This window comes from Pseudomonas sp. P4795, assembly GCF_048822895.1.
In the GTDB taxonomy this organism is placed as follows: Bacteria; Pseudomonadota; Gammaproteobacteria; order Pseudomonadales; family Pseudomonadaceae; genus Aquipseudomonas.
On sequence record NZ_JBMFBT010000002.1, the window covers coordinates 342,295 to 365,641 of the forward strand.

The 23,347-nt window shown below is 59.8% G+C and carries 19 protein-coding genes, 4 tRNA genes and 1 pseudogene; 9 read left to right on the forward strand and 15 right to left on the reverse strand.

Annotated features, from left to right (window positions below; translation table 11 throughout):
* Positions 1 to 5: 5 nt before the first annotated feature.
* The gene (locus tag ACOI8A_RS06060; RefSeq protein ID WP_420646502.1) at positions 6 to 2,237 is read right to left on the reverse strand and encodes a DNA internalization-related competence protein ComEC/Rec2; all 2,232 of its coding nucleotides are present in this window, start codon (positions 2,235 to 2,237) and stop codon (positions 6 to 8) included.
* Between the two features lie 136 nt (positions 2,238 to 2,373).
* On the opposite strand from ACOI8A_RS06060, the gene ACOI8A_RS06065 reads away from it, so the two are divergent.
* Positions 2,374 to 2,892 carry a DUF2062 domain-containing protein gene (locus ACOI8A_RS06065; protein ID WP_420646501.1) on the forward strand — a complete coding sequence of 173 codons (519 nt, stop codon included), beginning with the start codon at positions 2,374 to 2,376 and terminating at the stop codon, positions 2,890 to 2,892.
* 53 nt (positions 2,893 to 2,945) lie between these two features.
* Here the strand turns inward: ACOI8A_RS06065 and ACOI8A_RS06070 are convergent, their stop codons facing one another.
* The 4 genes from ACOI8A_RS06070 to ACOI8A_RS06085 form a co-directional block, all read right to left on the reverse strand.
* Positions 2,946 to 3,725, reverse strand: coding sequence for an ABC transporter permease (locus ACOI8A_RS06070; RefSeq protein ID WP_420646500.1), 780 nt, complete (start codon positions 3,723 to 3,725; stop codon positions 2,946 to 2,948).
* Entirely contained in the window at positions 3,722 to 4,654 is a 933-nt protein-coding gene (locus tag ACOI8A_RS06075; protein WP_420646499.1) for an ABC transporter ATP-binding protein, read from the reverse strand. The genes ACOI8A_RS06070 and ACOI8A_RS06075 overlap by 4 nt, the downstream gene beginning before the upstream one ends.
* A 125-nt stretch (positions 4,655 to 4,779) precedes the next feature.
* Positions 4,780 to 5,403, reverse strand: coding sequence for a glutathione S-transferase family protein (locus ACOI8A_RS06080; protein ID WP_420646498.1), 624 nt, complete (start codon positions 5,401 to 5,403; stop codon positions 4,780 to 4,782).
* Between the two features lie 43 nt (positions 5,404 to 5,446).
* Positions 5,447 to 6,106 (reverse strand): transglutaminase-like domain-containing protein, encoded by a 660-nt coding sequence (locus ACOI8A_RS06085; protein WP_420646497.1) that lies wholly within the window; start codon positions 6,104 to 6,106, stop codon positions 5,447 to 5,449.
* 246 nt (positions 6,107 to 6,352) lie between these two features.
* Between ACOI8A_RS06085 and ACOI8A_RS06090 the strand changes: the two genes are divergently transcribed.
* Positions 6,353 to 8,800 (forward strand): acyl-CoA dehydrogenase, encoded by a 2,448-nt coding sequence (locus tag ACOI8A_RS06090; RefSeq protein ID WP_420646496.1) that lies wholly within the window; start codon positions 6,353 to 6,355, stop codon positions 8,798 to 8,800.
* A 74-nt stretch (positions 8,801 to 8,874) separates the two neighbouring features.
* Positions 8,875 to 9,282 carry a PA2817 family protein gene (locus tag ACOI8A_RS06095; RefSeq protein WP_420646495.1) on the forward strand — a complete coding sequence of 136 codons (408 nt, stop codon included), beginning with the start codon at positions 8,875 to 8,877 and terminating at the stop codon, positions 9,280 to 9,282.
* Positions 9,283 to 9,342: 60 nt separating this feature from the next.
* On the opposite strand, the gene ACOI8A_RS06100 is transcribed toward ACOI8A_RS06095, so the two are convergent.
* Positions 9,343 to 10,341, reverse strand: coding sequence for a LysR substrate-binding domain-containing protein (locus tag ACOI8A_RS06100; protein ID WP_420646494.1), 999 nt, complete (start codon positions 10,339 to 10,341; stop codon positions 9,343 to 9,345).
* An 89-nt stretch (positions 10,342 to 10,430) separates the two neighbouring features.
* On the opposite strand from ACOI8A_RS06100, the gene ACOI8A_RS06105 reads away from it, so the two are divergent.
* The 4 genes from ACOI8A_RS06105 (at position 10,431) to ACOI8A_RS06120 (ending at position 14,493) form a co-directional block, all read left to right on the forward strand.
* Positions 10,431 to 11,057 (forward strand): alanyl-tRNA editing protein, encoded by a 627-nt coding sequence (locus tag ACOI8A_RS06105; protein WP_420646493.1) that lies wholly within the window; start codon positions 10,431 to 10,433, stop codon positions 11,055 to 11,057.
* Positions 11,058 to 11,147: 90 nt separating this feature from the next.
* Positions 11,148 to 11,918 (forward strand): 2OG-Fe(II) oxygenase, encoded by a 771-nt coding sequence (locus ACOI8A_RS06110; protein WP_420646685.1) that lies wholly within the window; start codon positions 11,148 to 11,150, stop codon positions 11,916 to 11,918.
* A 1-nt stretch (position 11,919) separates the two neighbouring features.
* Positions 11,920 to 12,558, forward strand: a complete 639-nt coding sequence (locus tag ACOI8A_RS06115) for a LysE family translocator (protein ID WP_420646492.1) — start codon at positions 11,920 to 11,922, stop codon at positions 12,556 to 12,558.
* Positions 12,559 to 12,753: 195 nt separating this feature from the next.
* Positions 12,754 to 14,493 (forward strand): dipeptidase, encoded by a 1,740-nt coding sequence (locus ACOI8A_RS06120; protein ID WP_420646491.1) that lies wholly within the window; start codon positions 12,754 to 12,756, stop codon positions 14,491 to 14,493.
* 124 nt (positions 14,494 to 14,617) lie between these two features.
* Here ACOI8A_RS06120 and ACOI8A_RS06125 read toward each other — a convergent pair.
* The 4 genes from ACOI8A_RS06125 to ACOI8A_RS06140 all read right to left on the reverse strand — a co-directional run bounded on the left by ACOI8A_RS06125 (position 14,618) and on the right by ACOI8A_RS06140 (position 15,030).
* A tRNA-Gly gene (locus tag ACOI8A_RS06125) sits at positions 14,618 to 14,693 on the reverse strand.
* 2 nt (positions 14,694 to 14,695) lie between these two features.
* Positions 14,696 to 14,771: transfer RNA gene (locus ACOI8A_RS06130), tRNA-Glu, on the reverse strand.
* Positions 14,772 to 14,876: 105 nt separating this feature from the next.
* Positions 14,877 to 14,952: transfer RNA gene (locus tag ACOI8A_RS06135), tRNA-Gly, on the reverse strand.
* Positions 14,953 to 14,954: 2 nt separating this feature from the next.
* A tRNA-Glu gene (locus ACOI8A_RS06140) sits at positions 14,955 to 15,030 on the reverse strand.
* A 395-nt stretch (positions 15,031 to 15,425) separates the two neighbouring features.
* Between ACOI8A_RS06140 and ACOI8A_RS06145 the strand changes: the two genes are divergently transcribed.
* Entirely contained in the window at positions 15,426 to 16,184 is a 759-nt protein-coding gene (locus tag ACOI8A_RS06145; RefSeq protein ID WP_420646490.1) for a hypothetical protein, read from the forward strand.
* A gap of 563 nt (positions 16,185 to 16,747) precedes the next feature.
* Here ACOI8A_RS06145 and ACOI8A_RS06150 read toward each other — a convergent pair.
* The 4 genes and pseudogenes from ACOI8A_RS06150 to ACOI8A_RS06165 all read right to left on the reverse strand — a co-directional run bounded on the left by ACOI8A_RS06150 (position 16,748) and on the right by ACOI8A_RS06165 (position 21,136).
* The gene (locus tag ACOI8A_RS06150) at positions 16,748 to 17,629 is read right to left on the reverse strand and encodes a methyl-accepting chemotaxis protein (protein WP_420651219.1); all 882 of its coding nucleotides are present in this window, start codon (positions 17,627 to 17,629) and stop codon (positions 16,748 to 16,750) included.
* Positions 17,609 to 18,712: pseudogene (locus tag ACOI8A_RS06155) on the reverse strand (HAMP domain-containing protein); the annotation flags it as partial. The pseudogene ACOI8A_RS06155 and the gene ACOI8A_RS06150, both read right to left, overlap by 21 nt.
* A 108-nt stretch (positions 18,713 to 18,820) precedes the next feature.
* On the reverse strand, positions 18,821 to 20,161 hold the full coding sequence (locus ACOI8A_RS06160) for a PLP-dependent aminotransferase family protein (protein ID WP_420646489.1): 1,341 nt from the start codon (positions 20,159 to 20,161) through the stop codon (positions 18,821 to 18,823).
* 213 nt (positions 20,162 to 20,374) lie between these two features.
* Positions 20,375 to 21,136 carry an SDR family oxidoreductase gene (locus tag ACOI8A_RS06165; RefSeq protein ID WP_420646488.1) on the reverse strand — a complete coding sequence of 254 codons (762 nt, stop codon included), beginning with the start codon at positions 21,134 to 21,136 and terminating at the stop codon, positions 20,375 to 20,377.
* Positions 21,137 to 21,364: 228 nt separating this feature from the next.
* Between ACOI8A_RS06165 and ACOI8A_RS06170 the strand changes: the two genes are divergently transcribed.
* Complete coding sequence (locus tag ACOI8A_RS06170) at positions 21,365 to 22,369, forward strand: NADP-dependent oxidoreductase (protein WP_420646487.1); 1,005 nt, start codon at positions 21,365 to 21,367, stop codon at positions 22,367 to 22,369.
* Positions 22,370 to 22,456: 87 nt separating this feature from the next.
* On the opposite strand, the gene pyrF is transcribed toward ACOI8A_RS06170, so the two are convergent.
* Positions 22,457 to 23,155, reverse strand: coding sequence for an orotidine-5'-phosphate decarboxylase (pyrF, locus tag ACOI8A_RS06175; protein ID WP_420646486.1), 699 nt, complete (start codon positions 23,153 to 23,155; stop codon positions 22,457 to 22,459).
* Between the last annotated feature and the right edge of the window lie 192 nt (positions 23,156 to 23,347).

The window sequence follows — 23,347 nt, forward strand, 5'->3', positions numbered from 1 at the left end:
CCTGCTTACTGAGGTTCAGGCGGATCTCGCCAGAACCGCCGCTGCTGGCGCATCGTGCGCGGTGGCTGATGCCGGCCCAATTGCAGATGAATGGCGCCCTGCTCGGCGCTGTCATATAGATGCAGGCCCTGCTTGCGGTAGCGGGCGATGACTGTCGGGTGCGGGTGACCGAAGGAGTTGCCTTGGCCTCGGGAGATCAGGACTGAATGCGGGCGCAGTGTGTTGAGCAGGGGCATCGAGGAGGAACTGCGACTGCCGTGGTGCGGCGCTTGCAGCCAGTGCGTGTGCACTGCCAGCGGACTGTCCAGCAGTACGCGTTCGGCGGCGCTGTCGATATCGCCGGTCAGCAGCAGGCGTTCGCCGTTGGCTTCGATCTGCAACACGCAGGAGCGCTGATTGCTGTCGTGGGCGTCGGTCCACTGCCACAGCTGAAAATTGACGCCGTCCCATTGCCATCGCTGGCCGCTGATACAGTCCTGGGCATTCAGTTCGGCGGAAATTCCCGCGGGATCGCCACTGATTACTTTTTCTACCGGCAGTCCTCGTGCAACTGCAGAGGCACCGCCCGCGTGATCGGCATCGGCATGGCTGAGCAGCATCAGGTCGAGTTTCTCTACGCCCAGTTTGCGCAACGCCGGCAGAACAACGCGTTCGCCAATATCGAAGTCGCCAAAGCGCGGGCCAGCGTCGTAGAGAAGTGTGTGATGACGGGTGCGGATCAGAATCGCCAATCCCTGACCGACATCGAGTTGCCAGACATCCGCCATGCCTTCTGCCACGCGTTCGCGTGGTGGTAGCGCCAAGACCAGCAGCATCGGCCAGCCCAACGGACGTAAAGGCACGCCGCGCGGCAGCAATAAAAGCACCGTGCCGAGACAACCCAGCGCCCAGACCCACCACGGGATCGTCTCCGCAACCCATGCGGGCCAATGCCCGGCGATCAGCGCCAGCGCACGAAACAACCAATCAATCAAACCACCGGCCAGCCATAACAGATTTTCGCCAACCAGCGGGACAGTCAGCAAAAGCGTCCCAACCAGCGCGAGCGGCAGCACGGCAAAACTGATCCACGGCACCGCCAGCAGATTGGCCAGCGGCCCGCTGAGGCTGATCGGCAGGCTCAACGCCAGCAGCACCGGGCACAGACCGATTGCGATCAGCCACTGCGCGCGGGTCCAGGTCTGCCACCAGCGCCACGGCCCCAGTCGACCGCCAAAGGTCAGGACGAGGATTGCCACCGCGGCGAATGACAGCCACAAACCGGGGCGCAGACTGGCCAGCGGATCCAGCAACAGCACGCCGTTGAATGCCAGCAGCAGTGGCCACCATGCCCCGAGATGCCTGAATCGCAAGCGCCATAAAAGCACCAGTGCGACCATTACGCAGGCACGCTGCACTGGCACGTCGAAACCGGCCAGCAATCCGTAGCCCAGTGCCGCAGCAAATGCCAATCCGCAGGCGCATGGCAGCCAGGGCAAGCGCATTGGCCACAAGCCGTAGCGTGCGAGGCCGGCAATCAGTAGATACATCACCGCCGCCAACATGCCGATGTGTTGCCCGGAAATCACCAGCAAATGCACGGTGCCGGTGGCCTGCAAAATCTGCCAATCCTCGCGACTGAGTCCCGAGCCATCGCCGAGCACCAATGCCGCCAGCGCCGCACTGCGCCCCTGCGCATTCACTTCCAGCAAGCGCTGGCGAATGCTGTCGCGCCAGGCCCACTGCGCAGCCGCCAGACGCTGACCGTCCTTTATCGTGCCAGTGGCGCCGACCCGTTGCGCCAGCAGCCAGGCTTCGTAGTCGAACGCGTCCGGATTGAGCAACCCGCCCGGACGCTTGAGTTTTACCGCCAGCCGCCAGCGCTCGCCGCTGTTGACCGGCGGCCCGGAGTACCACGCCAGACGCATCACCGACGGGAGTTTTTCGTGACGCGAGCGCGCATCAGCCAGTTCGAAACGCACCACGCCGTCGCTGTTTTGCGGCAGGCCAACCACCCGGCCTTCGACCCAACGCGTCTCGCCGTCCAGCGCCGCAGGTAGCCGATCATCCAGCGCCCACTGCGCGCTGACACAGGCCCAAGTGAAGCCGAACAGCAAAAACGCTAGCGGATAGCTGCGAAACGGCAGCAACATCAATCCCACCACCGGTAGCACCAGCAGCAACCCGACCGGCGGCAACGCTGGCAAAAAAACCGGTGTCAGCAGACCGGCCGCCAGCGCCATCATCCCTGTGCGCATAAGCCCGTCCTTGAGAGTTCCCTCCCTAGGCATAGCGGACGCTGGGCACGTACGCGGTTATCAATTGTCACAAAGTCTGAATGGGCGGTTCGTAGAATCCAGACATACTTGCCGCCTTAACCGACCGAGAAGCCTTATGCCCCGGCGCTTATTCAAACGTTACATGCCCGATCCGACGAGCATCAGGGAACACAAATCCTTACGCTTTCTCGGAAAATTGCTGCATGACTCGAACTTGTGGCACCTCAACCGCCACTCGGTGGCGCGGGCTATGGCGGTCGGTTTGTTCGCGGCGTTCTTGCCGATTCCGGCGCAGATGCTGGTAGCCGCGGTGCTGGCGATCATGGTGCGCGGCAACATGCCGATTGCTGTCAGCCTGGTGTGGCTGACCAACCCGATAACCATGCCGGCAGTGTTTTTCTGCACCTACCAGACCGGTGCGTGGCTGATGGACGTTCCCGCGCGACACATGCCGGATGAGCTGACCTGGGAATGGATCAGCGGTGAACTGTCGACGTTGTGGCAACCGTTCCTGCTCGGTTCGGTAGTGGTCGGGCTGGTGCTCGGCGCCCTCGCCTATTTTCTGGTGATGATGTACTGGCGCTGGTGGGTAGCCCGGCAATGGGCGCGGCGCAAGAAAAGTCGACTGCCCTGAATGCAAAACGGCCTCCGCAATGGGAGGCCGTTTTCATTGGAGCATTTGCGGAATCAGGTACGCATCCCGCGCCCACTCACCAGCAACCGCGCACATCCGAGATACAGCACCACCGTCGCCACCAGCATGAAGGTGATCGCGATGCCGATGCGGATATCCGACACGCCGAGAATACCGTAACGGAAGGCATTGACCATGTGCAGCACCGGGTTGGCCAGCGACACGGTCTGCCAGAACGGCGGCAGCAAGGTGATCGAATAGAACACGCCACCGAGGTAAGTCAGCGGGGTCAGGACGAAGGTCGGAATGATCGAGATGTCATCGAAGTTGCGCGCAAACACCGCGTTGATGAAACCCAGCAGCGAGAAGATCGTCGCCGTCAGCACCACCACCAGAATGGTCACGCCGAGGTGATGCACCTGCAAATCGGTGAAGAACAACGACAGGATGGTCACGATCACGCCGACCATCAAACCGCGCAGCACGCCGCCGCAGGTGTAGCCGATCAGAATCGTGTGCGGCGACACCGGCGAGACCATCAATTCCTCGATGGAACGCTGGAATTTGCTGCCGAAGAAACTCGACACCACGTTGCCATAGGAGTTGGTGATCACCGACATCATGATCAGACCCGGCACGATGTACTCCATATAGGTGAAGCCACCCATATCGCCGATCTGCCGGCCAATCAGATTGCCGAAGATCACGAAGTACAGAACCATAGTGATCGCCGGCGGCAGCAGGGTCTGCGGCCAGATCCGCGTAAAGCGTTTGACCTCGCGGTAAACGATGGTTTGCAGCGCGACCAGGTTGGGGCGCAGTTCGGAACTCATACCGCCACCTTCGACAGATTTTTCTCCACCAGGGACACGAACAACTCCTCGAGGCGATTGGTTTTGTTACGCAGGCTCAACACTTCGATGTTCTGCAAGGCCAGTTGGCCGAACAGCGCGGTGACGCCCATCGACTTGTCGACCTGGACTTCAAGGGTATGCGAATCCACCAGACGCGACGGGTAGCCGAGCAGTTGCGGCGCAACCGTCAGATCACCCTTGATATCCAGCAGAAAGGTTTCCACATGCAACTGACCCAGCAGCTGACGCATGCTGGTGTTTTCGACGATGGTGCCGTGGTCGATGATGCCGATGTTGCGGCACAGCTGCTCAGCCTCCTCCAGATAGTGGGTGGTGAGGATGATGGTGATGCCTTTCTGATTCAGCTCGGTGAGGAACGTCCACATCGAGCGACGCAATTCGATATCGACCCCGGCAGTCGGTTCGTCGAGGATCAGCAAGCGTGGCTCATGCACCAGCGCGCGGGCAATCATCAGACGGCGCTTCATGCCGCCGGACAAGGAACGCGACGGCACATCACGCTTGTCCCACAGCCCGAGCTGGGTCAGGTATTGCTCGGCGCGTTCCTTGGCGATTTTCGCGGGAATGCCGTAGTAACCGGCCTGGGTCACGACAATGTCGAAAGTCTTTTCGAACTGGTTGAAGTTGAATTCCTGCGGCACAACGCCAATCGAGCGCTTGAGCTGCGCAGGGTTCTTGTCCAGGTCGTGACCGAAGATATTCACTGTGCCGCTGGTCTTGTTGACCAGGGTCGAAAGAATGCCGATGGTGGTAGATTTGCCGGCGCCGTTAGGGCCGAGCAAGGCGAAAAAGTCACCTTCAGCGACGTCCAGATCGATACCACTCAAGGCCTGGAACCCGTTGCCGTAGGTTTTGGTTAGCTGCCGGATGGACAGAGCGGAACTCATATCTGATTTACGCACCATTGAAGGGGATAAAAGGACACGGCGGCGATGGATCCAACCGCGGCGCAAGAGCGCAATGTTGCTTGCCGTCGCCGCACAAGTACAGTCAAGTGTGTCGATAGTAGGTATTAAGTCAACGCGGTCATGACTGCTTTTTGATACGCCGGACGCTGCTTGAGCCGCGCGTACCAGGCCTCGAGATGTGGCAGCGCAGCGCGCTCGATGGGCATTTCGAACCAAGCGTAAATGAAACTGCCGAGCGGAATGTCGCCCATGCCTATTTCGTTACCTGACAAGTACGGCTGGCTGCTCAGCGCCTGATCCGCCATCGCCAGCAAGCCTTCGCATTCTTTGATCGCCGCATGAATGGCCGACCAGTCCTGCTGGTCTGCCGGTGTACGCAATACGCCCCAGAACACCGTGCGGAACGGCCCGGCAAAACTCGAAGTGGTCCAGTCCATCCACTTGTCGGCGATGGCGCGGGCTTGCAGATCTGCCGGAAACCACGAGGTATTGGCCGCGTGCTTCGCCAGCAGGTAACGCACGATGGTGTTGGATTCCCACAGCACAAAGCCGTCGTCCTGAATCACCGGCACCCGGCCATTCGGGTTCATTGCGCGGTACTCCGGCGTGTCGACCACACCGAACGCGCCGCCGGCATCGATGGCCTCGTAGGCAAGGCTCAGCTCTTCGGCAGCCCACAACGGTTTTCTGACATTCGACGAATTCTTGCGACCCCAGATCTTCAGCATGACCGCCTCTTTTCCATTGAGTGGGCGGGCAGCATACGCCGGATCAGACGCGGCTGACATCACTGTGCATGTCGCCCAACAGCTGCGGTTGGTCATCGCCGAACAGGTGCGGATAGCACTTCTCGATGTGCTCGAAGAAGAACCTTTCCGGCACATCGCTGAACTGGCCGTGATCCACCAGGTACTCCATTAACTGCGCGCCGTCGCGGTTGAACGGGTGGAAAATACTGTCATTGATCCCGTCAAAATCCAGCGGCGCGACGTTGAACAGCTCGCAGAGTTTCTGGTTGAACGCGGGTGTGGCTTTGACCCAGCGGCCGTTCAGGAACAGCTCGGTATAACCGTGCATGGCGAACACATCACTGCGCAGCAACTCGAGCAGACGCGGGGTCGACAAATGATTGCGCACATCCGCCAGCCCGATCCGCGCCGGGATCCCACAGTGCCGCGCGCAACCGGCCAGTAACGTGGCTTTGGGCACGCAATAGCTCTCGCCCGTGGCCAAGGCATAACTGCCGCGCAATGTCTCCGGGTCGCGACTGAAGGTGTAGGGGTTGTAGCGCACCGCCTCGCGCACCGCGTAATACAGGCTGATCACCTGCGCGAGCGGATCGCGGCTCGGGCCTCGGTGCTGCTCGGCGAACTCCACCACTGCCGGGTGGTCACTATCGATGAAGCGGCCGGGGCTCAAATACTCGCGCATGACGGTTTCTCCTGAGTGAACCCCGAGTCTAGCGAGGGCTTGAGCACAGAGATAACGGCATATCGGCCAAACTTGGACGCAAAGCTGCGGGACGACCGAACGATTTCCTACAGCTGTTGCCCACCGAAACTACAAAAGCCGTCCGGGCTTTCCCACGAATTCAATCACGTTGTTCTGACCCGCCTGTTTTACGGATGCCGTCTAAGCTCTGAAGGTCGGTTCGCCCTGGTTCACGGAGGATTAAATATGCTGTTGTTGTGGATACTGGTTCTGATCGTCGGAGTGGCGTATCTGGCCCACCGGCGCATCGCCCCGCTGCCTGCGTTGGGCATCGTCGCGGCCTATTTGCTGGCGATGGGGATTTTCAGCCATGCACCGGGCTGGCTGCTACTGATCTTCTGGGTGCTGCTGGCGGTTGTTGCCGCACCGCTTTTGTTGCCTGACCTGCGCCGTAAACACTTCAGCGCGCCGCTGTTCAACTGGTTCCAGAAAACCCTGCCGCCGATGTCGCAAACCGAACGCGACGCGATCGACGCCGGCACGGTGTGGTGGGACGGCGAACTGTTCAGCGGCCGTCCGGACTGGGACAAGTTGCTGGCCTATCCCAAGGTGCAGCTGACCGAAGAGGAACAGGCGTTCATCGACGGCCCGACCGAAGAACTGTGCGCCATGGTCACCGATTGGCAGATCGGCCAGGAAATGGACCTGCCGGCCGAAGCCTGGACTCACATAAAAGAGCATGGCTTCTTCGCCTTGATCATTCCGAAGGAATACGGCGGCAAGGGCTTCTCGGCCTACGCCCACTCGCAAGTGGCGATGAAACTCGCCACCCGCAGCGGCGACCTCGCGTCCACCGTGATGGTGCCAAACTCCCTCGGCCCGGCCGAACTGCTGTTGCATTACGGCACCGATGAACAACGCAACCATTACCTGCCACGCCTGGCGCGCGGCGACGATATTCCGTGCTTCGCCCTCACCGGCCCGCTCGCCGGTTCCGATGCGGGCGCGATGCCTGACACCGGGATCATCTGCAAAGGCCAATGGGAAGGTCAGGAAACCCTGGGCCTGCGCCTGAACTGGGAAAAGCGCTACATCACCCTCGGCCCGGTGGCCACGCTGCTTGGCCTGGCGTTCAAGGCGTATGACCCGGATCATTTGCTCGGTGACAAAACCGATCTGGGCATCAGCCTCGCGCTGATCCCGACCGATACCGCTGGCGTGGAAATCGGCCGTCGTCATTTGCCACTCGGTGCAGCATTCATGAACGGCCCGAACTCGGGCAAAGACGTATTCATCCCGTTGGACTACCTGATCGGTGGCCAGGAAATGCTCGGCAAAGGCTGGATGATGCTGATGAACTGCCTGTCGGTCGGGCGTTCGATCTCATTGCCTGCGGTCGGTACCGGCGCGGCCAAGTTCACCAGTCTGGTAACCGGCCAATACGCGCAGATTCGCGAGCAGTTCAACGTACCGCTGTCGGCGTTCGAAGGTATTCAGGAAGCCATGGCGCGCATCGGCGGCAACGCGTGGATGATGGACGCCGCACGCATGCTCACCGCCAACGCGGTGGATCTGGGCGAAAAACCGTCGGTACTGTCGGCGATTCTCAAGTACCACCTGACCGAACGCGGCCGCGAATGCATCAGCCACGCGATGGATGTGCACGGTGGCAAGGCAATCATCATGGGCCCGAAAAACTACTTGGGCCGCAGCTGGAACGGTGCGCCGATCTTCATCACCGTGGAAGGTGCGAACATTCTCTCGCGCAACCTGATGATCTTCGGTCAGGGCGCGATCCGCTGCCATCCATTCGTGCTCAAGGAAATGGCCCTCGCCGGTCGCGAGGACAAGGATCAGGCACTCAAAGAGTTTGATGGTCTGTTGCTGAAACACATCGGTTTTGCCGTGAGCAACGCGGCCAGCACGCTGGTGCTGAACCTCGGCTTTGGCCACTTCGAACATGCACCGGGCAACAAGTTGAGTCAGGGCTACTTCCGTGCACTCAACCGTCAGGCCGCAGCTTTCGCCATGCTCGCCGACTTGAGCATGATGCTGCTGGGCGGCGAACTGAAACGTCGCGAGCGACTCTCGGCGCGTCTCGGCGATGTGTTGAGCAATCTGTATCTGGCCTCGGCAGCGCTCAAGCGTTATCACGACCTCGATTCCCCGGATTACATGGCGCCGCTGTTCACCTGGGCCATGGAAGAAAGCCTCGGCCAATCGGAAAAAGCTTTGGATGAGCTGCTTACCAACTTCCCGAACAAGATCTTCGGCTGCCTGCTGCGCGTGATCGTGTTCCCGTTCGGTCGTCGTCACAAAGGTCCGTCGGACAAACTCGGGGCTGAAGTAGCGGCAGTCATCGGCCGTGCCAAGGGCGATCCGGCACTCGAAGAACTGCTTGCCGGTTGCTACCGCCCACAATCGGCAGACGACGCAGTCGGCGCGTTGCAACATGCCAGCGACCTGCTGAGCGCCGCGCAACCGCTGCACAAAAAACTGCACAGTTCGCTGAAAAGCGGCCAAGTCAAACCGGGTGCGGGTGAACACGCAATTGATGCAGCGCTGGAGGCCGGGGTGCTGCAAGCGCTGGAAGCGCAGACCCTGCGTGATGCCGAAGCGGCGCGGCGCAAAGTGATCGATGTCGATGATTTCGACAAAGAGGAACTGACGCTGGCGCAAGGCAAAGTCCGCTGATCCCTTCAATCAGTGAAAAACGGGCGCGGGAGCTTTATACTCCTGCGCCCGTTTTGCTCTTGAGGACTTATCTCGTGTCCAACGTCGTTGCCGATCATCTGGTGTTACTCGACCACCTGCGCAGTATCCTGGTCGCCGTAGGTGAGGCCGAACAGGTTCCCGAAGAAAGCCATGCCTTGTTTATGGAGCGTTTCGACGAACTGCTGGCGTCTCTGCCGATCGATCCGATCGAAAGCCAGTATCTGGGCCAAGACATCCTGACTCAGGTAATTTCCCGCTATCCACAAATCGCCCACCTGATCCCGCGCGATCTGCTGTGGTACTTCGCTGGCGACTGCCTGCACTACTTGTCCGATGAAGAAATCGACCTGTATCAGGCGCTGGAAGAACGTCGTTTCGATGCTGAACAGAACGACGAACCGTTCGACTGGAATCAGGAAAAACAACTGCTGGCGATGTCCAGTCAGGACAGCAAGCACTGATCTTCGTCCGCAAATGAAAAGGCCCGCATGGAAAACCATGCGGGCCTTTTTATTGTTCCATTACAGCAACCCCTCGCCTTCCGGCAGTTCATACGCCACCGCTGCATTGGTCGCGCCGCCGGATTTCGCCGGTTTGCTCAGGGTCGGCTCCTTCTCAAGACACTCCACCAGATAGTCGATGAACACCCGCAACTTCGGCGGCAGATAGCGCGTCGGCGAATGCAGCAACCACAGCCCACCGTGATAAGAGGCGAGAAACGACCAGTCCGGCAACACCTGTACGATCAACTTCTGCTCCAGCGCATAACGCGCGGTGAAGTACGGCAGGCTGCCGATGCCGATGTGCTGCAACACCGCTCCCAAGCGCACGCCAGTGTGATTGGCGGCATAGCGTCCGCGCACGCCGACAGTCACGGCTTTAGTGCCCTTCTTGAATTTCCAGCGCGCATCGCTCGGGGTTTCACCGAGATAAATGCAGCTGTGATTGAGCAAGTCGTGGGGATGCGTCGGGGTGCCATGCTCGGCCAGATATTGCGGGGTGGCGCAGAGCAAATGGTCGATGGTCAGCAACTGTCGCCCGACCAGCCCGGCCGGTGGCCGATCAGTGATACGGATCGCCAGATCGACATGATCGTCGATCAAATCGACTTGCCGATCTTCCAGCAGCAACTCCACATCGACCTTCGGATAGCGGCGCAAGAACTCCGGCATGTGCGGATGAATCACGAAACGCCCGACCGCTTTCGGCACGCTGACCCGCACCAAGCCTTCCGCCTCATGGTTGAACTGACCGCTGATTTCCATCACCGAACGCGCAGCGCTGACCATTTCCTGGCAGCGCTTGAACACCTCTTCGCCGCCATCGCTCAGGCGCAGTTTGCGCGTAGTGCGCTGCAGCAACCGCGTGGCCAGCGCTTTCTCCAGCCGTGAAATGCTGCGACTCACGGCTGACGGCGATGAACCCATCTGCCGCGCTGCTTCGGAGAAACTGCCGGTCTCCACAACCTTGACGAAAATCGCCATTTCACCCAGCAGCGGCAGCGGTAGATTTATGCTCACAGCGCAACAGTCCTTTGATGTTTGAACGGATTATCACGTTATTGCACGATTCATATAATAAAAACAGAAACTTAATAAGGGCATGGAATATGACGCTTCGCCTCTTTTTCCATAGTGATGACCTCAAGGCCAGTGTAGAAGTCCTCGACTGTACGCCCCACGAGAACGAATTCGCCGTGGTGCTGCGCGCCACATTGTTTCATCCGCAAGGTGGCGGTCAGCCCTGCGATACCGGCTGGATCGGTGACAGCCAGGTACTGCGCGTAGTGCAGGAACCGGAGCGGATCATCCATTTCGTCGACCGCCCGGTGCCGTTGGGCATGACGCAGATTCGTGTCGACGAAGAACGCCGACGCTTCAATACGCGCATGCATTCCGCTGGGCATTTGATCGGCCACTTCGTGCAAGCCATGGGCTGGATGCCGATCAAGGCGCATCACTGGCCGGATGAAGGTCGCGTGCAATTCAAGCCGGGCGATTCAGCCCAGGAAGTCGAAGCACAAACCGTTGAATACGGCATCGGGCAATGGATCGAACACGACCTGCCCCGACTGACCTCCCTACGCGAAGGCGCGCGGGAAATCGGTTTTGGTGAACTGCCGGCCTATGGCTGCGGTGGCACCCATGTACGCAGCCTGAAGGATTTGGGCACAGTCACGATCGCGTCCCTTTCACAGAAAAAGGGCACGTTGTCCGTCCACTACACCGTGGATTGAGGATTTCGGACGATGCCCCGCGCATCGTCCGACGCCGGGGGAACCGCATTCGCCGGTTCCATGGACTTTCGATAGATGGACCTGAATAACATGATGCTTGACGTCGAGCGTCTCGATGAGACGTGCATAAAAAAACTGGCCAACGAAGAAATCCTCGCCATCCGCGTCAAAGGCTTTTTACCCAAGCCGCTGGCGATCCAGATTGGTGACAAAATTCTCGCACCCGGTTTCGAAGGCTACATCAATGCGCCGAGCATCGGCCGCATCGGCATGGCGTTCTACGAGGCAGAAAACCGGCCGCTGCTGATCGAGGATTATTTCGAGCGCGCCACCAGCAACATTGCCGAGTTACGCAATCGCTGTGCGCCCTACTCGTCGCCGGTCGACACTTTGCGCTGCATGCTCGACGAATCGTGGCCGGCCGGCGCGCACCTGGAAAACCTCTACGGGCGCAAAATGTACGTCGGCCTGTCGCGGGTGGTGAAACCCGGTGTGTGCTTTCTCGCCCACCACGACATTTTCGCCAAGGATGCGCCGGAGAGTTTTCAGGCGCGCAGCCTGGCCGCGCAATTCGCCTGCAACGTCTACCTGAACATGCCCACCGAAGGTGGCGCACTGCAGATGTGGGACGACGATGTTACCCCCGATCAATTCGACGAGATGCGTGGCGACAGCTACGGCATCGACCCGGCCCTGCTCGGCCCACCGACGCTGGAAATTCGGCCCGAGCCTGGCGACTTCATCATGTTCAATTCGCGGCGCATGCACTCGGTGACCCCGGGCGTGGCGGATCCGCGCTTGAGCCTGTCGTTCTTTGTCGGCTATCGCGGCAATGCTTCACCCCTGACTTTCTGGAGCTGAGATGTTATCGAATTACCTGGGCGAGTTTCTGGCGCTGGCCACCATTCACTTTCTGGCCGTGGTCGCACCCGGCCCGGATTTCGCCGTGACCATCCGCCAGAGTGTGCGCTTCGGTCGGCTGGTGGGGATCTGCACGGCACTCGGCATCGGTGCGGGAATTTCCGTGCACGTGCTGTATACCCTGCTCGGCGTCGGCGCGTTGATGCACACCACGCCCTGGCTATTGACCGTGGCCAAAGTGGTGGGCGGCGCTTACATTTTTTATCTCGGTATCAGCCTGATCCGCAGCAAACCCAAATCGACACTGGAAGGCGAGAAAGCAGCGGATGAGCCGCCGGGCGAGCAGTCGCTGCTCAAGGCGTTCAGCACCGGTTTTCTGACCAACGCCACCAACCCCAAGGCCACGCTGTTTTTCCTGGCGATCTTCACCACGATCATCAGCGCGACCACGCCATTGGAAATTCAGGCGCTGTACGGCCTGTGGATGTGCGGCGTAAACGCGTTGTGGTTCGTGATCGTTGCGCTGTTCTTCTCCAGCAGCAAAGTGCGCCTGCTGTTCATGCGCATGGGGCACTGGTTCGAGCGCAGCATGGGTGTGATTCTGATCCTGTTCGCCGGGCGTCTGGTGCTGTCGATGTAAGCATGCCACGTGGAAAAGCCCGGTCCAGAGCGAGGGGACAGGGTTTTTCGATTGTGCGTCGCTTTTGCATTTTTGTGCGACGCATCCCACTTCAGGGGCTCCCCTATCCCGCGCGTGTGGTGTTAGTTTGCGAAACGGTCTGACGTATCGCTCAGACTTCTCCTACTCTCTACCTGCGAAGGAATGCCCCCCGTAATGGATTTTTCATTCAAGCAACTGGCCGCTTCGACCCTGATTCTGGCCAGCCTTTCATCCGTGACCCTGTCCGCCCAAGCCAACATCACGCCAGAACAAAGCGCGACTATTCTCAAGACATTCAGTGAAACCAAGGTCAGCGACTTCAAACAATTCCTCGGCGATCTGGCCAAGAGTGACTTGAGCAAAAACGACGACCTCCGCCCAGCCATCAGCGCGTTCCTCGACAACAAGACGTTGACCGCCGAACAGCAAAACGAAATCCATCGTTTGCTCGGCCTGTACACGCGAGTGAAGTACGGCAAGGCAGCGCTGGAAACCCTGCGCGAACTGGTAGAGATTCCGACCGACCGCAAAGAAGGCGTCGAACAGCACGAAAATCCGCAGTTCATCAAAATTGCCGCGAAGATCAAGGATCTGGCCGAGTCGTTCGGCCTGAAGTACCGCAATGTCGACAACCGGGTTTATGAAATCTCTCTGGATGGCGCTGGCGAAGAAGTCGTCGGCATTCACGCCCACGCCGACGTGGTGCCAGTGACCCCGGAAAACTGGGTGCTGAAGGATGGCACCAAGCTCGACCCCTTCAAGGTCACGCTGATCGGCGACCGCATGTACGGCCGTGGCACCGAAGATGACAAAAACGGCATCGTCGTCGCGCTGTACGCGATGAAAGTGATCAAGGAAGAAAAACTGCCACTGGCGCGCAACTTCAAGCTGTTGGTCGACACCACTGAAGAAACCACTGGCGACGCCATTCCTTATTATTTCGAACGCAACCCGACGCCGAACTACAACATGGCGCTGGATGGCGGCTATCCGGTGGTGATTGCCGAGAAAGGCTACGGCACCGTGATGGGGCATTTCCCCAAGCGCAAGGCTGAAGGCAAAGGCGCGGAACTGATCTCGATGACCGGCGGCCTGGCCACCAACCAGATTCCGTCGGCCTCGGTCGTAACGCTGCTGACTGACAAGCCCGCAGAACTGGCCGCCAGCCTGCAAAAGGCCGGCGCCGAGTACGCCCAACGCAACGGTGGCGACTTCGAAGTCAACGCCAAGGTCGATGGCAAAGACGTCAAACTCACCGTGACCGGCGTTTCCGCGCACTCCTCCGAGCCAGAATCCGGAGTCAACCCGGTCGCGCGCATGCTCGACTTCATCCACAGCGTGGATGGCAAGATCGCGTTCAAGCACAACCACATCACCGATGCTGCACGCTACGCCGCCGAGAACTGGGGCCTGGATTACAAGGGTGCCAAGCTGGGTGTGGGTTTCTCCGACGCGTTCATGGGCCCGCTGACCACCTCGCTGACCTACGTCGGCATGGATGAAAAAGCTTTCAAACTCGCGGTCAACCTGCGCGTTCCGAAGGGCAAATCGCCGGAAGCACTCAAGGCAGAAATCGCCGAGAAAATTTCAGCCTGGAGCAAGCAAAGCAAGGTTGCCGCAACCTTCGACTACTCGATCGCCGAACCGATGTACCGCAATCCGGAAGGCGAGTGGGTCAAGGCGTTGCTGGCCGTGGCCAGTGAAAACCTCGGCATGAAACACGAGTTCGGCACTTCCGCAGGCGCTACCTCGGTGCATGAATTGCCGAATGGCGTGCAATTCGGTCTGGCCCGGCCTGAGGCCAAGTACACCGGGCACACCGACGGTGAGTTCAAGACGGTCGACCAGTTCCTGCTGGATCTGCAGATCGTCACCGAAATGATGGGCCGTATCGGGCAGTTGCCAAAACTCTGATCGTTGCGCCGGCCCGCCATTTCGGCGGGCCACAAAAAAGGACCGCGAGGTCCTTTTTTATTGCGCCACAAATCGCGCACAAACAAAAACGCCGCTCATCACTGAGCGGCGTTTTCGTTAAATATGGAGCGGGAAACGAGACTCGAACTCGCGACCCCGACCTTGGCAAGGTCGTGCTCTACCAACTGAGCTATTCCCGCAATGGCGTCCCCTAGGGGACTCGAACCCCTGTTACCGCCGTGAAAGGGCGGTGTCCTAGGCCACTAGACGAAGGGGACACGCTACCCGGAACACATGGTGTGTGTTTCGGTGTTCCAGATCCGCATCCTAAGACTTGGTTCTGGTTTCACTCAGCACCGCCCGAAGGCACTGCCGTTTAAAAATGGAGCGGGAAACGAGACTCGAACTCGCGACCCCGACCTTGGCAAGGTCGTGCTCTACCAACTGAGCTATTCCCGCATTGGCGTCCCCTAGGGGACTCGAACCCCTGTTACCGCCGTGAAAGGGCGGTGTCCTAGGCCACTAGACGAAGGGGACACACGTACAACATTCACTCCCTACCGCGTTTCGCTGTGTGCTTTACGCTGTAAGTGGCGCGCATTCTATGGATGGATTGGGGGGTCGTCAACCCCCTGATATAAATTTATTTAAATCAATGACTTCGACCTGCTTTACGGGCCGTTCCAGGGTTTTCCGTCGCCCGGCGATTGACGCCTATATTCCGCCACCCGCCAAGGCGTTATAGTCCACGCCACGAATGATGGCAATCTGCACCCCAAGGGCCAGCATTTATATAAGCAGCCCTGTGGCCGATACAGATTCAACTGCGCCGATCCAAATCGTCGAGCGGCGCTAGGCGGCTATATACCAAGCCACTACACTCGCAACTCGCACGCGAATCCTATAAAGAGGTCTTACCGGTGACACCACTCATGATCACCCTGCTAGTCATAGTCGGGATCGCAATCTTGATCGCCATTGGTTACATGAACCATGTGGTGGAAAACACCAAACTGGAGAAGGCCCGCACCAAGGTCGAACTCAACGACCGCCTGCGCCGCTGCGGCGAACTCACCGAGACCTTTCCCGGCCAGTTCATGACGCCCGGGCTGAAGCTGCTGCTGACGCGTCTCGAACTCAACGTCTGCCAGCGCCTGCTCAACCTGGAAAAAACCAGCGCCACCACCAAGGCACGCATCGGCGAACTGAACGCACTGGTAGCCCAGGGCGAATCGATCCCGGTCAATAACCCGCCGGCACCGATCCAGACCGAAGCCAAAGCCAAAGACGTACGCTTCCTCCTCGAAGCCCTGCACGGCCAGATCACCCGCGCCGCCCAGGACGGCTTCCTGCCACCGAACGAAGCCAAACACTGGATTCGCGAAGTGCGCCACATCCTGGTACTGCTGCACATCGAGTTCTTCAACAACCTCGGCCAGCACGCCCTGCAACAAAACCAGCCAGGCCAGGCCCGCCTCGCCTTCGAACGCGGCGTGCAATACCTGCGCAAACAGCAAGACCCGCGGATCTACGCGGAACAGCTGGAATACCTGGAAAAACTGCTGGCGCGTGCCAACGCCCAAGTGATGGACAAGATTGCGCCGGTTGAAGGTGAAGAGAACCAACTGACATCCGGCCTCAAAGAAGTAGAGGCCGATGCAGACTGGAAGAAGAAAGTGATCTACGACTGATGGGTTGTTGATTGGAAGAAGCCACCGCGAGGTGGCTTTTTTGTTGGTTATGTAGGGCGTGGAAGATCAAGAGCCCCTCACCCTAGCCCTCTCCCGGGGGGAGAGGGGACTGACCGAGTGGCATATCCGGACTACATCGACCTGAATCACCGAGTTAAACTCAGGTTTTAAAATGCACACAAGCCTGCTCAGCTTTTGCCTTTACACCACTCAACAGGATGAGCGTTAGCTCGGCTGCAGCTCTTGATCTCAAGCGCCCGTCGGCAGGCTGAGTGGAGGGATTCATCCGGGGGTGGGAGCGCAGCGACCGTTTGGCGCAGCCAAATACATCGAGAGGAGGTGCAGCGCAGCAAACCGGAGGCGATGCCCCCGGATGAATACCGGAGCGAAGGAACCCCGAGCCCCAGCGAGCGGGCCGAACGTCAGGGTAAAGACCTTTGCTTCCTTTGGGGCGTTTGCCAAAGGGAGTCGACCGTCAGGGCGAAACCACCAGCCGCAACACCCGCAGAAACGGATATGTACGCCATAAAGCCAGAGCCTGGTCGGCCCAAAGGCCGCCAAGGTCAAAGCCGAAAATGCCCCACCATCCCCCGCAATTCCCCACCCAACTGCGCCAACTCAACACTCGACAGCGCATTCCCCCGCATCGCAATCGAAGACTGATCCGCACTCGCACGAATACTCGTCACACTGCGATTGATCTCCTCAGCCACCGAACTCTGTTCCTCGGCCGCCGCCGCAATCTGCTGATTCATCTGCTGAATCAACGAAACCGCCGCCGCAATACTGCCCAGCGCGCTCTCAGTCTGCAGCGCATCACTGACCGCCAGTTTCACCAACTCGCCACTGCTCTGAATCTGCTGCACCGAAGCATGCGCCGCCGCCCGCAACGAGCTGACCAGACGCTCAATCTCCTCGGTCGATTGCTGCGTACGTCGCGCCAACGCGCGCACTTCATCAGCCACCACCGCAAAGCCCCTGCCCTGCTCCCCCGCCCGCGCCGCCTCAATGGCAGCGTTGAGCGCAAGAAGATTGGTCTGCTCAGCGACGCTCTTGATCACACCCAACACCGTGCCGATGTTCTGGATTTCCGCGCTCAGACTTTCGATGCTGGAACTGGCCGAGGTCGCCGAATCCGCCAACTGCTCGATGCGCGCCATACTCTGACGCACCACCTGCTGACCGCTCTCGACCTTGTCATCCGCCGTCTGCGCGGCCTGCGCCGCTTCTTCGGCATTTCGCGCCACGTCATGCACGGTGACCGTCATCTGGTTCATCGCCGTGGCGACCTGTTCGGTTTCCTCTTTCTGGCTGCTGACCTCAAGATTGGTCTGCTCGGTCACCGCCGACAGCGACTGAGCGGAACTGGCCAACTGCTCGATACCAGCCTGCAAACCACTGACAATCGCGCTCAGCCCGGCGCCCATCTGCTGCATCGCCAGCATCAACTGTCCGATCTCGTCGCGGCGAGTCACCGGCACCGAGCCACTTAAATCACCCGCGGCAATGCGCTGAGCGACCTGAATAACGCTGCGCAACGGCGCGACGATCAACCGGGTAATCACCCATGCCGCAATCAGCCCGACCAGCAGCGCCAGTGCCGATGAACCAATGATCAAAACGGAATTCTTCTTCAGCTCGCCCTGCATCGCAGCATCTTCAGCGACGTACGCCTGATCGACCCGATCGACCACCTGCGCGGCGCGCTGGTGCAATTGTTCATAGACAATTTTCTCCTGCACTAGCAGCCCGGTGTATTCGGCCAGCTTGTCGTTGAACCCGGCGATGTGCCCGGACACCTCATTGAGCACTGTCAGATAGCCGTCATCCTTGACGGTGGATTTGAGCTGTTCGGCCTGAGTCTGGGCCTGAGCCGCCTGCTCGATGTTGCCTTTGGCGCCACTGTCGTCGCCCTTGCGACTCTGATCCAGCCGCACGCGCGCTTCGTTCATGGCTTGCAGCATCAGCCGCGACACCTGACTGACCTGGTTGGCCTGTTCGATGAACTGCGCGCCATCCTTGCCTTCACTTTCCTTGAGGGTGTAAGCACCGTCATCGGCCAGCCCGGCCTGCAAGACATCGAGATTATTGGCGACGCTGGACACCGACCAACTGGCCATTTCCAGTGCCAGATCCTTGGCCTGGCTCAGCGAGACAAACTCATCGAACGCCTTTCTATAGGCGCCCAGCGACTGCTCGACATCGTTCATTACCGGCACGTTGGCCGGTGATTGCGCCTTGAGCTGATTGGCCAGCACCACCAGCGCATCCACGCCTTCACGCAGGGCATCGGCAGTCTTCGGGTTGCCGTGCAAGGCGTAGTCCTGCTCGAGCAACCGCACCTTGAGCAAGTCGCTGTTGAGCGTCGACATCTGCTTGAGGCCGTCAAACCGCTGGCTGACGGTTTGCAGGGACCAGACACCGATGGCCGCCACCAGCGCGGTCAGCAGCAACACCAGGACAAACCCGACACCCAGTTTTTTCGCCATACCGAGGTTGGCAAAACGTCCTTGCACGGCCGAAATCATTGCGCGTAGCCCCCTGCCATTGTCTGTAGCCGAAGATTCGCAACGGCCACCCGGCAGCACAAGGCTCTGGCGTCGGAATAATGGCAAAAAGCTACGCCCGCGTCGTTTTCAGAACGCTTGAGGTCGATCCACAGCGGTGCTGCGAAAAAACTGCCGTGCGCGTGAATCACAGGCATATGCCACGTTGATGCGCTGCCAGTCAGAGGTTTCGCCGCTGGGGCTGAACGCCGTGGCGTGGGACAACTGCACTCCGTAGCGTTGTGCCTGACTGCGCACCCGCGCATCGTCGGCCAGTGGCGAACGCGCCCAGATAAACAGGCCACTGGTTGGCTTGCCGAACACCTCCCATTCCGCGTCTTCCAGTAATTGCAAAGCCGCCGCACGGTCGACATTCAGCCGCTGGCGTTGACGCTGCACCAGTTTGCGATAGGCGCCACTGGCCAACAGACTGGCCAGAACTGCCTCACTGAACCGCGAAGTCCCCACGCAAGTAATCATTTTGACCCGCGCCAGCCGCGCGATCAGCGCGCTCCCGGCCACGACATAACCGGCACGTAACGAGCTGCTCAGCGTCTTGGAAAAACTCCCGACGTAAATCACTCGCTCATCGTCATCCAGAGCAGCCAGACGCGTACCGCTGCCGTTGTGCAAATCCGCGTAGACATCGTCCTCGATCAACTGCAGATCGTAGGTTTTACTCAATTGCAAAATCCGCTGGGCGACGACCGGCAGCAGGCAACTGCCCGTGGGATTGTGATGATGACTGTTGATGAACAGCGCTTTGGGCCGGAACTGCCCCAGCAATGCCTCGAGCGCCTCGGTGTCCGGGCCGCTCGGCGTACGGCGCACTTCAAGCATGCGCACACCGTGCAGGCGCAACAGATCGAACAGCGGCGCGTAACCCGGTGTTTCGACGACCACACAATCGCCGGCCTTGAACAGCGTGCGCACAATCAGATCCAGGCCGTGACTGGCCCCGGCGGTGGTCAATACCTGCTCTTCGCCCGCTTCGATCCCGAGCAGTTTGAGGCGCTTGATGATCTGCTCACGCAACGCCGGCAATCCCAGTGGCGTGCCGTAGCTGAACAGGCTGGCCATGTCGGTGCGGGCCACCTCGCGAATCGCGTAGCTGAGATCATCCGGTTCGCGCCAGCTTTGCGGCAGAACACCACTGCCGAGCGTCAAACCACTGGCTCGTTCGACACCTGCAACGCGCCAGTGCGACTCCGCGTCGCCCCCGCAGGCTCCAAGCGCTTTGCAACATACCGGCAACGCGGCTGCCACCATGAAACCCGCCCCCTGACGCGAAGCCAGCAGCCCCTGCGCCACCAGACGTTCGCAGGCTTCCAGAACACACGACTGGCTGAGCAAATTGCATCGCGCGATTTGCCTCACGGACGGCAGTCGGGTGGCGGGCGGTACCTGGTCCTGGGTGATCCAGTCGGTCAATTCTCAATTCCATGAGCACGCAAACTCCTGTCCGTTTTGCTGGCGGCAGTAAATCACAGCCGCGTCGATCAGGCTGTGCGACAAAGCCGTCAAAACGTCCTGCATTAACTGCTTGATACACATTGTGTATGTTTGACCCGGGAACTAAACACGCGCCCACAAAAAACCCGCATGCATGCGTGCGGGTTTTTTCCTGCGATGTCGACCAGCGTTTCAGAACGCGGTAACGCCCCCGTCCACCGCCAGCGAATGGCCGGTGGTGAACGCCGCGCCATCGCTGCACAAATACAGCACCGCGCTGGCGATTTCCTCGACCGTACCGATGCGCCCGACCGGGTGCATGGCGCTGGCAAACTCGCCTTTCTTCGGGTCGGCTTCATACGCGCGACGGAACATGTCGGTGTCGATCACTGCCGGGCACACGGCGTTGACACGAATTTTCTTCTTGGCGTACTCAATGGCGGCGGACTTGGTCAGACCGATCACCGCGTGTTTGGACGCTGCATAGATGCTCATCTTCGGCGCGGCGCCCAACCCGGCCACCGAAGCAGTGTTGACAATCGCCCCGCCGCTCTGCGCCAGCAGCAAGGGCAATTGGTACTTCATGCACAGCCAGACGCCTTTGACGTTGACGCCGATGATCGCGTCGAACTCGTCGATCGAGCCGTCGGCAAGCTTGCCCTTCTCGATTTCGATGCCGGCGTTATTGAACGCGTAGTCGAGGCGACCGTAGGTATTGATCACCTCGTCCATCAGATTTTTCACTTCGCTTTCGACAGTAACGTTGCAGCGCACGAAGGTCGCTTCGCCACCGGCCGTACGAATCAGCGCTACCGTGCCTTCGCCCCCGGCAGCATCCAGATCGGCCACCACCACTTTCAAGCCTTCGGCGGCAAACGCCTGGGCGGTTGCGCGGCCGATGCCGTTGGCGGCGCCCGTGACTACGACAACCTGGCCGGAAAACCTCATGCTCATTGTGCTGCCCTCGAATGCGCGGATTGATTCAGTGGCAGCATAGCCACAGCGACTTGGGCGGCGGCAGCACTATCCAAACGCCGTGTATGCGCTCATGGATCGCAGTGATGAATACCCGCCCGCCACTATCACTGCACTGGATCAAGCTGCATTCGCCGCGTCAGCCAACCTTGCGTCATTGCCGGCGAGGGTCTATCAACAAGACTTCATTCAGCTTGAGTGCCTGTCATGACTAACCAGACCAATCGCCAGTTCCTGCTCGCCAAACGCCCGGTGGGTCCTGCGACCCGTGAGACTTTTACTTATCAGGAAGTCCCGGTCGGCGAGCCGGCGGCGGGGCAGATTCTGGTCAAGAACGAATACCTGTCCCTCGACCCGGCCATGCGCGGCTGGATGAACGAGGGCAAGTCCTACATCCCGCCGGTCGGTCTCGGTGAAGTCATGCGCGCCTTGGGCGTAGGCAAAGTCGTCGCTTCGAACAATCCGGGCTTCGCCGTCGGGGACTACGTCAACGGTGCCTTGGGCGTGCAGGATTATTTCCTTGGCGAGCCAAGAGGTTTCTACAAGGTCGATCCGAAACTGGCGCCGCTACCGCGCTATCTGTCCGCGCTGGGCATGACCGGCATGACCGCCTACTTCGCCCTGCTTGACGTCGGCGCCCCGAAAGAAGGTGACACCGTGGTGCTGTCAGGCGCAGCGGGTGCGGTCGGCAGCATTGCCGGGCAAATTGCCAAGCTTAAAGGTTGCCGCGTGGTCGGGATTGCTGGCGGCGCCGACAAGTGCAAATTCCTCATCGATGAACTGGGTTTCGACGGCGCCATCGACTACAAGAGCGAAGACGTGGTGGCCGGTCTCAAGCGCGAATGCCCGAAAGGCGTGGACGTGTATTTCGATAACGTCGGCGGCGACATCCTCGACGCCGTGCTCAGCCGTCTGAACCTCAAGGCGCGCGTGGTGATCTGCGGTGCGATCAGCCAGTACAACAACAAGGAAGCGGTGAAAGGCCCGGCCAATTACCTGTCATTGCTGGTCAACCGGGCACGCATGGAAGGCTTTGTGGTAATGGACTACGCCGCACAATTCGCCGCCGCCGGGCAGGAAATGGCCGGGTGGATGGCCAAGGGGCAGCTCAAGAGCAAGGAAGATATCGTCGACGGACTGGAGACGTTCCCGGAGACTCTGATGAAATTGTTCAGCGGTGAGAACTTTGGCAAGTTGGTGTTGAAGATCTGACCCAAAAGATCAAAAGATCGCAGCGTGCCGCAGCTCCTACAGTTGGAATGCATTTCCCTGTAGGAGCTGCGGCACGCTGCGAGCTTTTTAGGCCAGCTCAGCCACCACTGATGCCAACGCCTTGGCCGGATCAGCCGCCTGGCTGATCGGACGGCCAATCACCAGATAATCAGAGCCGGCATCCAGCGCCTGGCGCGGGGTCAGAATACGGCGCTGGTCGTCCTGCGCACTGCCCGCCGGACGAATCCCCGGGGTCACCAGTTGCAGCGACGGATGTGCGGTTTTCAGCGCTTGAGCTTCCATCGCCGAACACACCAGACCGTCCATCCCGGCCTTCTGAGCCAGTGCCGCCAGACGCAGCACTTGTTCCTGCGGCTCGATGTCCAGACCGATCCCGGCCAGATCTTCGCGTTCCATGCTGGTCAGCACGGTCACGCCGATCAGCAACGGCTGCGGGCCAGTGCGCTTGTCGAGCACTTCGCGGCAGGCCGACATCATGCGCAGGCCGCCGGAGCAGTGCACGTTGACCATCCACACGCCCATTTCCGCAGCAGCCTTGACCGCCATTGCGGTGGTGTTGGGAATGTCGTGGAATTTCAGGTCGAGGAACACCTCGAAACCCTTGTCGCGCAGGGTGCCGACGATTTCCGCGGCGCAACTGGTGAACAGTTCCTTGCCCACTTTGACCCGGCACAGCTTCGGGTCCAACTGGTCGGCCAGCTTCAGTGCGGCGTCACGGGTGGGGAAATCCAGGGCGACGATGATAGGAGTCTGGCAGACGGACATGGAGGGGCTCTCAGGCAGGACGAAATCGGCGCGCATTGTAGCGGAACCCGCGGCTGCGCGGCACCCGATGATCGGTAATTCATCGCTTGCGCCGTGATCAGCATAGCGTTCGGCGTTATTGTGTCGAGCCTGATACACAGACGACACGCCGGCAATACGCCCGCGCGCTAGCCTCGCCAGCCGCAACATGCA